Genomic DNA, 13,330 nt, shown 5'->3' with positions numbered 1-13,330 from the left:
GAATTATGCGCCAAAGCCCCCGCATGCAAGGCTGCGGGGGCTAGTCAAAGCGGGCAATCAGGGGTCAACTGCGGCAAAGATTCGAAGCGGAGCATATGATGTCGATCCCCAAGCCTTGGTCCGAAGTTTTGCCACAACTGGTGCATGTTGCATCAGGGCGCGCACATGCCGATGTGGTCATTCGCGGGGCAAAGGTGGTCAGCGTCCACAGCCGCGAGGTGATGGAAGGCTGGGATGTCGCCGTTGTGGCCGGCCGCTTTGCCTATGTAGGCCCCGATGCCAGCCACTGCATTGGCGATACGACCACCGTGGTCGAAGCGCAGGGCCGCTATCTGATCCCCGGCCTGCTGGACGGCCACATGCACATTGAATCGGGCATGCTGATTCCGGCCGAATTTGCCGCCGCCGTTATCCCCCACGGCACCACCACCATGTTCACCGACCCGCACGAGATCGCGAATGTGCTGGGGCTGGACGGCGTGCGGATGATGCATGACGAGGCGCTGCTGCAGCCGATCAACATCTTTACCCAGATGCCCAGCTGTGCCCCCTCGGCCCCGGGGCTAGAGACCACCGGCTACGAGATCACCCCCGAAGATGTCGCCGAGGCGATGAACTGGCCGGGGATCGTAGGCTTGGGCGAGATGATGAACTACCCCGGCGTTGCCCACGCCGACCCCAAAATGCTGGCCGAGATTGCCGCGACAATGGACGCAGGCAAGACCGTCGGCGGCCACTTTGCCAGCCCCGTGCTGGACAACGCCTTCCATGCCTATGTCGCGGGCGGCCCTGCCGACGACCACGAAGGCACGCGCGAATCCGATGCCATCGCCCGTGTGCGTCAGGGCATGCGCGCTATGCTGCGCCTCGGCAGCGCGTGGTATGATGTGGAAAGCCAGATCACCGCGATCACTGAAAAGGGTCTAGACCCCCGCAGCTTTATTCTGTGCACCGACGATTGCCACTCGGGCACGCTGGTCAATGACGGGCATATGAACCGCGCCGTGCGCCACGCGATTGACTGCGGTGCAGACCCGCTGGTCGCGCTGCAGATGGCGACCATCAACACCGCCACCCATTTTGGGCTAGAGCGCGAGGTCGGCTCGATCACGCCCGGCCGGCGCGCCGATATGATCCTGACGTCAGATCTGCGCACTCTACCGATCGAGGTGGTCTTTGCGCGCGGCGTGAAAGTGGCCGAGGGTGGCAAGTTGCTGGTCGATTGCCCCCATTACGACTGGCCCCAGCGGGCCCGCCAGACCGTCAACATGGCCCCCGTCACCTACACCGATTTCACCGTCAGCGCCCCCGAGGGTGCCAATACCGCGACCGCCCGCGTCATCGGCGTGGTGGAAAACCAGGCCCCCACCCGCGCGCTGACCGCCGATTTGCAGGTGAGCGATGGCCGCGTCATGCCCGATGCGGCGCAAGACGTTGCCCAGATCGCGCTGGTCGAACGTCACCGCGCGACAGGCACGGTGGTGAACGGCTTTGTCTCGGGGTTCGGATATCAGGGCAAGATGGCGCTGGCGTCGACAGTGGCGCATGACAGCCACCACATGATTGTGGTCGGCACCTGCCGTAAGATGATGGCCGCCGCCGCGAACCGCCTGCAAGAGGTTGGCGGCGGCATCACGTTGTGGGCCGAGGGCGAAGAGCGCGCCCTCGTGGAACTGCCCATCGCCGGCCTGATGTCCGATCGCCCCGCCGCCGAGGTCGCCGCCAAGGCCGAAAAGTTGATGCAGGCCATGCAAGACACCGGCTGCACGCTGAACAACGCCTATATGCAGCACTCGCTGCTGGCCTTGGTCGTGATCCCCGAGATCCGGATTTCCGACCTTGGCATCGTCGACGTGACCCGCTTTGAAGTGACCGATTTGTTGGTGAACACATGACCTTTCTGTCCCCACCCGAAACCGATCCGCAGTCGTTTACCGATGCGGCGGCGGCCGTTCAACGGCTGCAAGACCTGTACCGTGAAGCGACGGGCTTTTTGCGCACGGAATTCCTGAACGCGCTGACGCAGGGCCGCCCTGCGGGGCGCGTGCGGGCCTATTACCCCGAAATCCGCGTAACCACGACCAGCTATGCCCGCACAGACTCACGGCTATCGTTCGGCCACGTGGCCGAACCCGGCACCTATGCCACCACCGTCACGCGGCCCGACCTGTACCGCAACTACCTGACCCAGCAGCTGGACATTCTGATGCGCAATCATCAGGTGCCCGTGACGATTGGCGTGTCGTCTACGCCAATGCCGGTGCACTTTGCGGTGGCGGGTGATGATGGGGTCACAATCCCGCAAGATGGGGCGCTGGATTTCATCCTGCGCGACGTCTTTGATGTGCCCGATCTGGCCACCACGAATGACGACATCGCCAACGGGCTGCCCTTCCGCTACCCTGACGGGGCGGCGCCGCTGGCGACATTCACCGCGCAGCGGATCGACTATTCGCTGGCCCGCCTGTCGCATTATACCGCGACCAACCCTGCGCATTTCCAGAACTTCGTGCTGTTCACGAACTACCAGTTCTATGTCGAGGAATTCGAGGCCCACGCCCGCCACATGCTGGCCGACCCCGCCAGCGGCTATACATCCTTTGTCGGGCCCGGTAATATCAAGATTACGGCCCCCGACGCCCCCCTGCCGACGCTGGCCAAGATGCCGCAGATGCCGACCTACCACCTCAAGCGCGCCAACGGGCAGGGTATCACGCTGGTGAACATCGGGGTTGGTCCGTCGAACGCCAAGACAGCGACTGACCACATCGCCGTGCTGCGCCCCCATGCGTGGGTGATGGTCGGCCACTGCGCGGGCCTGCGCAATTCGCAAGCCTTGGGTGATTTCGTGCTGGGCCACGCCTATCTGCGCGAAGATCACGTGCTGGACGATGACCTGCCGCCATGGGTGCCGATCCCCGCGCTGGCCGAGATTCAGGTCGCGCTGGAACACGCCGTCGAGGAAGTCACCGCCCTGAGTGGATACGAGCTGAAACGCATCATGCGCACCGGCACCATCGCCTCGATCGACAACCGCAACTGGGAACTGTCGGATCCCCGCGGGCCGGTGCAACGCCTGTCGCAATCGCGCGCCGTCGCGCTGGATATGGAAAGTGCTACAATTGCAGCAAACGGCTTCCGCTTCCGCGTCCCTTACGGCACCTTACTGTGCGTGTCCGACAAACCCTTGCATGGCGAATTGAAACTGCCCGGAATGGCGTCGGATTTCTATAAAACGCAGGTTTCCAGACACTTGCAGATCGGTATCCGCGCGATGGAATTGCTGCGCGACATGCCGCTGGAACGGATGCATAGCCGCAAGTTACGTAGTTTCGACGAGACCGCATTCCTGTGAATTTGCGTCAACCAACCGCAAAAAGGCTTGCAAAGCCCCGCATTTCATAGTGCAGCTACGGGGCAAAGTGCTTCTGATGCGGGCCAAAGCGCGGCAATGCCCCGCATCAGAAGTGGCGAAGTCACAGGAGAACGACATGGCAAACCAGATGACCAAGACGCAGCTTGTCGCCGCCCTTGCCGAAGCAACCGGCACCGACAAGAAGGCAGCGGCCGCAGCAATCGACGCCCTCGGCGCGATCATCACCAAGGAAGTCGCCGAAGGCGGCGCCGTGACGCTGCCCGGCGTCGGCAAGTTCTATTGCCGCGAGCGCCCGGCCCGCATGGTGCGCAACCCCCGCACCAACGAGAGCCACGAGAAGCCCGCCGACAAGGCCGTCAAGGTCACCGTCGCCAAGGCGCTGAAGGATTCGGTCAACGCCTAATCGGCGCGAGAGCGATTGGACCAAGCCTGTAATTGACACAGGACTTACGCGAAAGGCCGCCCCATCGGGCGGCCTTTTTATCGTTCCTCAGGCTGCGAGGCGTTTGCCGTTGCGCAAGATGCGTTCAACGAACTTGCGGCCCTGCGCGCCCTTGACGATCTGCCGCGCGGGGGCGCGGGTAGTCAGCTGCTCCTCGCTCAGTTCTGGGAAGAGGGCGAGGATTTCCATACGCGCCGACGCACCCAAAGACTTCAGTGCCTCTTTGCCGGTGAACAGGCTTTCGGTCGGCAGCTTGTTCGAGAAGACCACCTGATGGCTGTCGAACATGAAGTGCCAATAGCTCACGTCCTGCAAATCGACCGCGACTTCCACGCCCGGCAAGCCGACCAGCTCTTTCGCGGCAATCAGGATCTGCGCGGCATTAAACATGCGCTGCGCCACCACCGAATTGACCAAAACGCGGTGCTGTGGCGAGACTAGCAGGTCGGCAGCAGGCACGCCGGGGCCAAACGCACCGGCGCGAATGCGGATGGGACGCAGTTTCGGCTGTGCAGCCAGATCCAGCGCCGACAAATGGCGCGAACCGACCCAGCGCACGGGCATAGCACCGCCATCCAAAGTCACGACCATATCACCAACGGCCAAATCATCGACAGCTAGCAAGCCTCTATCCGTCAATATTTGGGTACCACCCGCAAAACAGGTCACTGGCCGCGCGGGGGCAAGCGAAATCGTCGCATCATTCCCGTTCAGATAGCTTCCGGTGTTTGTCAGGAAATAGAGAATTGTCCCGTCGGCAGGAATAGAACCTTCGAAAACAAACCCGACGATATTAATTTGATATCCCGTGGAAATAGAGATGACTGCAACCTTAAATAGATTGCCCGCCACATCTTGCAATTTCAGCGCGTATTCGCTTTCGACATAAACGGCACCTTGGCCCATCGTCGTGCCGATATCCGTCGGGGTATAGGTGGTGCCGCCAATCGTAATCGCGCTGTTCAGGCGATCCGTTGGGATGCTGTCACCCGAAACCGACTGCGTGGCGTCCTTTAAAAGGCCGTCTTCGTCGTCAAAGCTGATGGTTTGCTCGGCAGAACTATTGAATACAAAACGCAGATCGATCTGTTCGCCGTCAAAAGCGTCGTAATCGCGGCCAGCCTGAATCAGGCCGGAATTCCAGGTGGAAGATCCGCGACCACCATTTGATCCATCATTTCGGGTGATAGTAAAATCGGCAGGCAGATGCACAGTGACTGTTGCCACAAGAGCCTCACAAAAAAGATGATACGAAAGAACGCGCGCTTCTAGGAGCGCGTTCAATTTAAATCAAATCTTATTTTTATGCGGCGACCCGAAATGAGATCACATTATTGAAATATTTCAGTCCGCGCCAATATGCCCGCGCACGCCGCCGGTTTGCCCGCGATCCAGCAGCAGATGATCGGCCAACACCAGCGCCATCATCGCCTCGGCAACGGGGACGGCGCGGATACCGACGCAGGGGTCGTGACGGCCTTTGGTAATGACCTCCAGCGGGGTGCCGTCGATCTGGATCGACTGGCGCGGCGTCAGAATCGAGGAAGTCGGCTTGACCGCAAAGCGCACAACAATATCCTGGCCCGTCGAAATCCCGCCCAAAATCCCGCCCGCGTGGTTCGAGCCGTAGCGGATCTCGCCGTCTTCGTAATAGATCCCGTCCGCGTTTTCGCTGCCGCGCAGGGCGGCGGCGGCCATGCCCTCGCCGATCTCGACGCCCTTCACGGCGTTGATCGACATCATCGCGCTGGCCAGATCGCTGTCGAGCTTGCCGTAAATCGGCGCGCCAAGGCCGACCGGCACGCCGCTGGCCACGACCTCAATCATGGCACCAACGGAATCGTGGTCTTTGCGGCGCAGGTGATCCAACGTGTCGTTCCACAGCACGGCGGTTTCGGCATCAGGGCACCAGAAATCGTTGCGGGCAATCTCGTCCCAGTCAAAGCGGGTGCGGTCGATGGCGCGGCTGCCCATCTGCACCATGTAGGCGGTGATTTTGACCTGCGGAGCCAGCGCCTTCAGCACCTCGCGCGCAATGCCGCCTGCGGCCACACGCGCCGCCGTTTCACGCGCGGACGAGCGCCCGCCACCGCGATAATCACGGATGCCGTATTTCTGGTAGTAGGTGATATCGGCATGACCCGGGCGAAAGCTGGTGGCGATGTCGCCGTAATCCTTGGATCGCTGGTCGGTGTTGCGGATCAACAGCTGGATCGGGGTGCCGGTGGTTTTCCCCTCGAACACGCCGGACAGAATTTCGACCGCGTCGGGTTCCTGCCGCTGGGTGGTGTTACGGTTCTGGCCCGGTTTGCGCTTGTCCAGCCAGTGCTGCAGCATAGCGGCATCGACCGCGATACCGGGGGGGCAGCCATCGACGACTGCGCCCAGCGCGGGCCCGTGGCTTTCACCCCAAGTGGTAAAGCGGAACAGGTGGCCAAATGTGTTGATGCTCATGACCGGTCCTTCCTGAAACGACGTTTCTTCAGACTTAGGGGAAACAGCGCCTCGATGAAAGAGCTTGCAAGATGACAGGCTTCGACTAGTGTGGCGCGCACCTCGGGGTGTCCCTGTTTTGGGGCTGAGATGCGGGCGAAAGCCGCGCGAACCCGTTGAACCTGAACCGGCTCATACCGGCGGAGGGAATGGTCAAGGCAGCCCCCGCGGCGGCCCACGTCATCTTTCCGTCCGGCGCACCTTTGAAAGGAACCAGCCATGCGGTTTGCCGCAGCACTGGCCAGCGCAGGACTATTCATTTCGGCGGGCATGGCCCATGCCGATACCCCTGTGCTGACCATCTATACCTATGACAGCTTTACCAGCGAATGGGGCCCCGGCCCCGCCGTTAAAACCGCGTTCGAGGCCGAATGCGCCTGCACGGTGCAATTTGTGGCCGCCGGCGACGGCGCGGCCCTGCTGGCCCGCCTGCAGATGGAGGGTTCAACATCGGACGCCGACATCCTGTTGGGACTCGACACCAACCTGACCGCCGCCGCCAAGGCGACCGGCCTGTTTGCCCCGCACGGCGTCACCCCCGATGTCGACCTGCCCCTCGCGTGGGATGACCCCGTCTTCTTGCCCTATGACTGGAGCCACTTCGCCATGATCGGCCGCGTCGGCGGCCCGACGCCTGCGTCGTTTCGCGAATTGGCAGCATCGGATGCGTCGGTGATCATTATGGACCCCCGCTCGTCCACGCCCGGCCTTGGGCTGCTGATGTGGGTGAAGGCCGCCTATGGGGATGAGGCTGCGCAAGTCTGGGCCGATCTGCGCGACAATATCGTCACCGTCACCCCCGGCTGGTCGGAAGGCTGGGGCCTGTTCCTAAAGGGCGAATCCGATCTGGTACTGTCCTATGCTACCTCGCCCGCCTACAATATCGTTGTCGAAAACGACCATTCCCTGCAGGCTCTGCCCTTTGACGAGGGGCACTACATGCAGGTGGAAGTCGCCGCCAAACTGGCAGGTGCACGCCAGCCTGAACTGGCCGATGCCTTCTTGCGCTTCATGCTAACCCCCGCTTTCCAGTCGGTCATCCCCGAAACGAACTGGATGTATCCAGCCGTCATGCCCGAAGGGGGCCTTGGCGCGGGATGGGACGATCTGTTGCGCCCCGCCACCAGCTTGCTGCTGCCCGAGGACGAGGCGCAGGCCCTGCGTGGCCCTGCGGTGGATGAATGGCGCGACGCACTGGCGCAATAAGCGGCCCAGTTGCCGCGCTAGGGTTGGGGGCGGCGGTGGCCGCCCTCTGCCTGCTGCCGCTTTGGGCGGTGGCGCGCGCGGCGGGGTTCAGCGGTAGCTTGACGGCGGCCGACTGGCAGGCCGTGCGCTTTACCGTGGTGCAGGCGCTGCTGTCGGCGGTGTTTTCGGTGGGGTTGGCGGTGCCAATTGCCCGCGCGCTGGCGCGGCGGCAGTTTTGGGGGCGCGGGCTGTTCATCAGCCTGCTGGGCGCGCCATTTTTGCTGCCCGTGCTGGTTGCTGTGCTGGGGCTGCTGGCAGTGTTCGGGCGGGGCGGGTGGCTGAATTCCGCGCTGGCCGCGCTGGGGCTGCCGCCCTTTTCCATATACGGGCTGCATGGTGTCGTCATTGCGCATGTGTTCTTTAACCTGCCCTTTGCGGTGCGGCTGATCTTGCAAGGCTGGCAGTCCATTCCAGCCGAGCGGGTGCGCTTGGCCCGCACCCTGCGCGCCCCACTCTTTCGCGTCCTTGAGGCACCGATGCTGCGCGAGGTGCTGCCCAGCGCCTTTGCCCTGATCTTTCTGGTCTGCCTGACCAGCTTTGCCGTGGCGATCACACTGGGCGGCGGCCCGCGTGCCACCACGCTGGAGCTGGCGATCTATCAAGCCGTCCTGTTCGACTTTGACTTGGGCCGTGCGGCTCAGCTGGCACTGGTGCAATACGCGCTCTGTGCGCTGGCCGCGGGGCTGGCGGGGGTGCTGGGGCGGCAGACGGGCTTTGGCGTCGGGCTGGATCGGCACATCGCCCTGCCCGGGGGCAGCGCGATTGGCGACGGCGCCGCCATTGCCGCGATGGCAGTGTTCTTGCTGGTGCCCCTTGGCGCGGCACTGTCTGGCGGGGTCTGGGGGCTGGCCGCTATGCCAGCAACGGTGTGGGCCTCGGCCATCATCTCGGTCACGATTGCCTTGGGCGCGGTGGCGATGGTGCTGCTGGTCGCCGTGCCGCTGGCGCTGGCGGGCGGAAAGCTGGGGCGGGGTCTGGCCACGGCAGTGCCGCTGGCCAGCTCGTCCCTTGTGCTGGGGGCGGGGGCGTTTTTACTGCTACGCGGGGCCGTGCGCCCCAGCGATGCCGCGCTGGCGGTGACCATGACGGTCAACATGCTTATGGCGCTGCCCTTTGCCCTGCGCATCCTGACCCCCGCTGCCGATGCCGTGCGCCGCGACTACGACCGGCTGGCCCGCGCGCTGCGCCTGCGCGGGTGGGCACGGCTGCGTATCGTCTACCTGCCCCGCATGCGGCGACAGATCGGCTTTGCGGCAGGATTGACGGCGGCACTGGCGATGGGCGATCTGGGGGCGATCGTCTTCTTCGCGGGCGAGGGGCAAGCGACCCTTCCCCTGCTAATGCAGCGCCTGCTGGGGGCCTATCGGGTCGAGGCCGCTGCGGGTGTGGGGCTGGTGCTGGTGACCCTCAGCTTTGGCCTGTTCTGGATTTTCGACAGTTGGGGGCGCCGTGGTGCTGAGACTTGATCATATCGACATACGTCAGGGCGACTTTCACCTTGGCGCGGACTTCGCCCTGCCTGCGGGCAGTTTCACCGCAATCACCGGCCCATCGGGCGGGGGGAAGTCGACGCTGCTGTCGGTGATCGCGGGGTTTTGGCCCGTGACCAGCGGCAAGCTATACTGGCAGGGCAGCGACCTGACCGACCTGCCGCCCGAACAGCGCCCTGTCAGCATCCTGTTTCAAGACAACAACCTGTTCCCCCACCTGACCCTGCGCCAGAACCTGACCCTTGCGCTGCGCCCCGCCCTGCGGCCCAGCGCGGCCGAGGCCGCGCAGATCGAGGACGCGTTGACCCGCGTGGGTCTAGCCGGTCTGTCCGCACGCAAGCCTGCGCAGCTTTCTGGCGGGCAACAAAGTCGCGCGGCGCTTGCCCGTTTGCTGCTGGAGGCCCGCCCGATCGTTCTGCTGGATGAACCCTTTGCCGCGCTGGGCCCCGCGCAGCGCCACGACATGCTGGATCTGGCCGCCGCCACCCTGCGCAGCGAGAGGCAGACAATGCTCATGGTCACCCACGACCCGCAAGATGCAGCGCGGGTGGCCGACCATCTGGTGCTGGTAGCCGATGGCACAGCCCATGCCCCCCGCCCCGTAGCCGAGGCGCTGGCAGACCCCCACCCTGCGCTGGCGGCCTATCTGGGGGACTGATTACCAGTCCACATCCTTTTCGGTGCTGCGGCGCGGCTTATAGGGGGCCCATAGCTGGCGGTTCACCATAAACAGCACCCACGCCAGCACAGCCAGAAAGACCACGGCGGTCATGCCGACAGCCTTGCGGTCGTTCTGTTTCGGCTCGGCCGCCCACATCAGGAAGGCGGCAATGTCCTGCGCCTCTTGGGTGAGGGTGGCTTCGGTGCCGTCCTCATACCCCACATCATCGCCGATCAGCGGCGGTTCCATCTGCGTCCAGCTGCCGGGGACGGTGGGGTTGCCTGCGGCGTCGCGGCATTCGGCAGGGTAGCCGCCGCTTTTGAACACGGTGTTATAGAAGCCCGGGAAATCTGCGGGCGCGCAATCGGGCGGCGGCGCATAGCCTGCGATGTAGGACGCAATGTAATCGGCCCCGCCCATGCCAAGCCACAGCCGTGACAGGCCGCCATGCCCCGTGCGAGCCTTGGCCATCAGCGACAGGTCGGGGGCGTGTTCCTCGGCACTGGGCAGGAAATAGTCGGTCGGTTGGCCCGCGCGAAAGCCGCCCGCGCCATCGGGCACCTCGATCACTTGGGCATAGGCCCGCATCTGGTCAGGCGGCAGCGCAGGCCCGCCCGCATCGGCCAGATTGCGAAAGGCCACCATATCCAGCCCGTGGCAATTGGCGCAGACCTGCGTGTAGACCTGCAATCCGCGCTGCAACTGGTTACGATCATAACTGCCGAACGGCCCGTCGAACGAAAAAGCGAAATCCGTCACCTGCGCGCCAGCGGCAGCCGGCAGCAAACACAGGGCAAGGGCCAGCGCCTTCATTCGGCATCCTCCACCGGCAATTTATGGCGCTGCGCGAAATCTGCGGCGACCGAGGCGGGCGGGGTTTTCACCTTCTCGAGCAGCGGCGCGAAGGGCAAGACGATCAGGAAATACGCGAACCAATAGGCCGTCGCCCACAGGGCGATGGTGGGGTAGATCCCCACCGGCGGCATCGCGCCCGCCCAGATCAGCACCAGAAAATCGATCACCAACCCCCAGAACGCGACGCGCTGGATCGGGCGGTAACGCCCCGATGCGACCTTGCTGCGATCCAGCCACGGTGCCAGCAGCAGCACAAAGCCCGCCCCGAACATTGCCAGCGCGCCAATCAGCGTTGCCTCGATCGTGCCGAAGCTGGCCCAGTGGATCAGCCGCACCAGCCACAGGTCGGCGGTAAAGCTGCGCAGCACGGCGTAGAACGGCAGGAAGTACCATTCCGGCACGATGTGTTCGGGCGTCACCAGCGGGTTTGCAGGCTCGTAATTAACCGGATTGCCCAGAAAATTCGGCGCATAGGCCACCAGCGCAAAGAACCCCACCAGCACCACCGCCAGCGCGAACAGGTCTTTGATGACGAAATAAGGCCAGAACGGCAGCGTATCGCGCCTGCCGCGCACTGCGGCACCTGCGGGGTTGCTGTTGCCCGTGCTGTGCACCGACCACACATGCAGCGCGACCAGCGCGACCATCAGGATGGGAAACAGGTAATGCAGCGCGTAAAAGCGGTTGAGCACTGGCTGCCCCACTGCACTGCCCCCCAGCAACCAGCTTTGGATCCCCTCGCCCACCAGCGGGATCGCACCGAACAGGCTGGTGATGACGGCTGTGCCGTGCAGCGACATCTGGCCCCACGGCAGCACATACCCCATGAACGCCGTCGCCATCATCAAGCCGTAGAGCAGGATGCCGATGATCCACGTGACCTCGCGCGGGGCGCGGTAGCTGCCGTAGAACAGGCTGCGGAAGACGTGGAAATACACCGCCAAAAAGAACAGCGATGCGCCATTCATATGGATGTAGCGGATCATATGTCCGCCGCGCACATCGCGCATAATGTGCTCGACACTGCGAAAGGCCATATCGACATGGGGCACGTAGTGCATAGCCATCGCAATGCCGGTGACGATCTGCATCAGCAGAACGAAAACCAGCACCATGCCCCAGATCCACATCCAGTTAAGGTTGCGCGGCGTGGGAATGGTGAAAAAGCTGCGCCCCATGCGCAGCACGGGCAGGCGACTGTCCAGCCAGCGGGCCATGCGACCCTTGGGGTGCCAGTTATCGGCGGGGTCTTGCATCAGCCTAGCTCGATCGTTGTGTCGTCAATGAAAACGGCGCGGGGCACGGGCAGGTTGCGCGGGGCCGGCCCTTTGCGGATGCGCCCTGCGGTGTCGTAGTGCGACCCGTGGCAGGGGCAAAGCCAGCCGCCGAAGTCCCCCTCGCCGCCGATGGGCACGCAGCCAAGGTGCGTGCACACGCCCATCTGAACCAACCAGACGCCATCGGGCGACAAGGCGCGGTTCGCGTCATCTGCCGGTGCATCGGCGGGCAAGTTGGCGTTGCGCGCCAGGGCGTCGGGTAGCTGGTCGGCGCTTTCGCTGCGGGCGCGGGCAATTTCGGCATCGGTGCGGGCGCGAATAAAGACGGGGCGACCCTGCCACAGCACTGTCATCTGCTGGCCGCGCTGCAGCCCGCTGACATCGACACGGATCTTTGCCTCGGCCTCGACATCAGCCGAGGGGTTCATTTGGTCGATCAGCGGCCAGACAGCAGCCCCGCAAGCCACCGCGCCGCCCCCAACGGCGGCGATTTTCAGCACATCGCGGCGCGAGCCTGCGGGCGGGGGAACATCGGGAAATTCGGGCGTGTCTGACATGGGCCATGTCCTGCAAGGGCCGTCGAAAGGGCGTCGAAAAGGGTGTAGGCAAGGGCGTTTTCTACCCTTACCCCGCTTTGCCCCCCAATGTGTAGGCCTGCCAGCGTCGCGTTTGTGGCACGGTCACCTCACAATTGTGTCGGGGCGCGAAAAAGCGCGGGTGGAACAATTGCATGTTAACCTTTGGCACACTAGGTCTGCTTTAAATGGGGGTGTTTGGTGCCCCGCGATATGCCACTTTCAGTTTGACGAATTCGAATCATGTTTGCTTTGCCCCGCCCCGCTTTTATCGCCGCAGCCGCCATCGTTTTGGCGGGCGCCGCGTCTTCGGCTATGGCCGAGGTCGAGCTGGGCTTTTACGGCGGCGTTCAGGGCGCGAATGACAGTACCGTCAGCATCCACCGCGACAGCACATTGGCCGACCGTGAATTTGCCGCCGCTTGGGATGGCAAGTCGCTGTCGATGCCGCTGTATTGGGGTGTGCGCGCGACATGGTGGCGCGATGACAACATCGGCGTCGGCGTCGATTTCACGCATAACAAGATTCACGCCGACGGGCAGACACTGACCGACGCCGGTCTGAACACGCTGGGTTTCAACGACGGGCTGAATATCCTGACGCTGAACATCTACAAGCGTTGGCCGCAGGCCTTCAGCTTCGGCACGCCCTATATCGGCGGGGGCTTGGGCATTGCAGTGCCGCGTGTGGAAGTCGCCGGTGCGGGCAGCAATACGGCGGACTATCAGGTCACCGGCCCCGCCGCGACGTGGATGGCCGGCCTCAGCTATCCGATTGCGGATAACTGGTCGCTGTTCGGCGAATACAAAGGCACCTATTCGATGAATACCACCGATCTGAACACCGGCGGCACGTTGGAGACGAATGTCGTCACCAATGCCGTCAACATTGGTGTGACTTTCAACTTCTAAGCCG

Annotated in this window: 12 protein-coding genes and 1 riboswitch; of the genes, 7 read left to right on the top strand and 5 right to left on the bottom strand. The window is 63.5% G+C overall.

The features are described 5' to 3' along the window. The first annotated feature begins 95 nt into the window (after window positions 1–95). From ade to BVG79_RS12040, 3 genes are all read left to right on the top strand, one after another. A complete protein-coding gene (ade, locus tag BVG79_RS12050) occupies window positions 96–1,895 on the top strand; it encodes an adenine deaminase (protein WP_198167855.1) in 1,800 nt (599 codons plus the stop codon). After that, window positions 1,892–3,355: an AMP nucleosidase gene (locus BVG79_RS12045; RefSeq protein WP_085787121.1), complete on the top strand. Its 1,464-nt coding sequence runs from the start codon at window positions 1,892–1,894 to the stop codon at window positions 3,353–3,355. The genes ade and BVG79_RS12045 overlap by 4 nt, the downstream gene beginning before the upstream one ends. A 136-nt stretch (window positions 3,356–3,491) precedes the next feature. Beyond that, window positions 3,492–3,779: an HU family DNA-binding protein gene (locus BVG79_RS12040; protein WP_085787390.1), complete on the top strand. Its 288-nt coding sequence runs from the start codon at window positions 3,492–3,494 to the stop codon at window positions 3,777–3,779. 87 nt (window positions 3,780–3,866) lie between these two features. Here the strand turns inward: BVG79_RS12040 and BVG79_RS12035 are convergent, their stop codons facing one another. Then, on the bottom strand, window positions 3,867–5,045 hold the full coding sequence (locus BVG79_RS12035; RefSeq protein ID WP_236951366.1) for a Hint domain-containing protein: 1,179 nt from the start codon (window positions 5,043–5,045) through the stop codon (window positions 3,867–3,869). Between the two features lie 117 nt (window positions 5,046–5,162). Further along, complete coding sequence (gene aroC, locus BVG79_RS12030) at window positions 5,163–6,272, bottom strand: chorismate synthase (RefSeq protein WP_085787120.1); 1,110 nt, start codon at window positions 6,270–6,272, stop codon at window positions 5,163–5,165. Between the two features lie 93 nt (window positions 6,273–6,365). Continuing rightward, a riboswitch (TPP riboswitch) is annotated at window positions 6,366–6,478 on the top strand. Window positions 6,479–6,530: 52 nt separating this feature from the next. On the opposite strand from aroC, the gene thiB reads away from it, so the two are divergent. The 3 genes from thiB to BVG79_RS12015 are packed head-to-tail and all read left to right on the top strand — an operon-like array spanning window position 6,531 to window position 9,704. Continuing rightward, on the top strand, window positions 6,531–7,517 hold the full coding sequence (gene thiB / locus BVG79_RS12025) for a thiamine ABC transporter substrate binding subunit (RefSeq protein ID WP_085787119.1): 987 nt from the start codon (window positions 6,531–6,533) through the stop codon (window positions 7,515–7,517). After that, the gene (locus BVG79_RS12020; RefSeq protein WP_085787118.1) at window positions 7,493–9,022 is read left to right on the top strand and encodes an ABC transporter permease family protein; all 1,530 of its coding nucleotides are present in this window, start codon (window positions 7,493–7,495) and stop codon (window positions 9,020–9,022) included. The genes thiB and BVG79_RS12020 overlap by 25 nt, the downstream gene beginning before the upstream one ends. Then, complete coding sequence (locus tag BVG79_RS12015) at window positions 9,009–9,704, top strand: thiamine ABC transporter ATP-binding protein (RefSeq protein WP_085787388.1); 696 nt, start codon at window positions 9,009–9,011, stop codon at window positions 9,702–9,704. Before BVG79_RS12020 ends, BVG79_RS12015 begins: the two co-directional genes overlap by 14 nt. Here the strand turns inward: BVG79_RS12015 and BVG79_RS12010 are convergent, their stop codons facing one another. Genes BVG79_RS12010 through petA form a run of 3 tightly spaced genes read right to left on the bottom strand, consistent with a single transcriptional unit; the run spans window position 9,705 to window position 12,396 of the window. Then, window positions 9,705–10,520, bottom strand: a complete 816-nt coding sequence (locus BVG79_RS12010) for a cytochrome c1 (protein ID WP_085787117.1) — start codon at window positions 10,518–10,520, stop codon at window positions 9,705–9,707. It lies immediately after the preceding gene. Continuing rightward, entirely contained in the window at window positions 10,517–11,818 is a 1,302-nt protein-coding gene (locus BVG79_RS12005; RefSeq protein WP_085787116.1) for a cytochrome b, read from the bottom strand. The genes BVG79_RS12010 and BVG79_RS12005 overlap by 4 nt, the downstream gene beginning before the upstream one ends. Next, window positions 11,818–12,396, bottom strand: a complete 579-nt coding sequence (petA, locus tag BVG79_RS12000; protein ID WP_085787115.1) for a ubiquinol-cytochrome c reductase iron-sulfur subunit — start codon at window positions 12,394–12,396, stop codon at window positions 11,818–11,820. Before petA ends, BVG79_RS12005 begins: the two co-directional genes overlap by 1 nt. 261 nt (window positions 12,397–12,657) lie before the next feature. Here petA and BVG79_RS11995 point away from each other — a divergent pair, with 261 nt between their 5' ends. Next, window positions 12,658–13,326, top strand: coding sequence for an outer membrane protein (locus BVG79_RS11995; protein ID WP_085787114.1), 669 nt, complete (start codon window positions 12,658–12,660; stop codon window positions 13,324–13,326). Window positions 13,327–13,330 lie beyond the last annotated feature (4 nt).

Source organism: Ketogulonicigenium robustum (assembly GCF_002117445.1).
GTDB classification, from domain to species: domain Bacteria; phylum Pseudomonadota; class Alphaproteobacteria; order Rhodobacterales; family Rhodobacteraceae; genus Ketogulonicigenium; species Ketogulonicigenium robustum.
Note: the sequence above shows the minus strand (reverse complement) of the source record. Positions and strands in the feature narration are given on the sequence as shown.

Coding starts and splice junctions, on each gene's coding strand:
- ade (WP_198167855.1), top strand. CDS start 96: ATGATGTCGATCCCCAAGCCTTGGTCCGAAGTTTTGCCACAACTGGTG.
- BVG79_RS12045 (WP_085787121.1), top strand. CDS start 1,892: ATGACCTTTCTGTCCCCACCCGAAACCGATCCGCAGTCGTTTACCGAT.
- BVG79_RS12040 (WP_085787390.1), top strand. CDS start 3,492: ATGGCAAACCAGATGACCAAGACGCAGCTTGTCGCCGCCCTTGCCGAA.
- aroC (WP_085787120.1), bottom strand. CDS start 6,272: ATGAGCATCAACACATTTGGCCACCTGTTCCGCTTTACCACTTGGGGT.
- thiB (WP_085787119.1), top strand. CDS start 6,531: ATGCGGTTTGCCGCAGCACTGGCCAGCGCAGGACTATTCATTTCGGCG.
- BVG79_RS12020 (WP_085787118.1), top strand. CDS start 7,493: ATGGCGCGACGCACTGGCGCAATAAGCGGCCCAGTTGCCGCGCTAGGG.
- BVG79_RS12010 (WP_085787117.1), bottom strand. CDS start 10,520: ATGAAGGCGCTGGCCCTTGCCCTGTGTTTGCTGCCGGCTGCCGCTGGC.
- BVG79_RS12005 (WP_085787116.1), bottom strand. CDS start 11,818: ATGCAAGACCCCGCCGATAACTGGCACCCCAAGGGTCGCATGGCCCGC.
- petA (WP_085787115.1), bottom strand. CDS start 12,396: ATGTCAGACACGCCCGAATTTCCCGATGTTCCCCCGCCCGCAGGCTCG.
- BVG79_RS11995 (WP_085787114.1), top strand. CDS start 12,658: ATGTTTGCTTTGCCCCGCCCCGCTTTTATCGCCGCAGCCGCCATCGTT.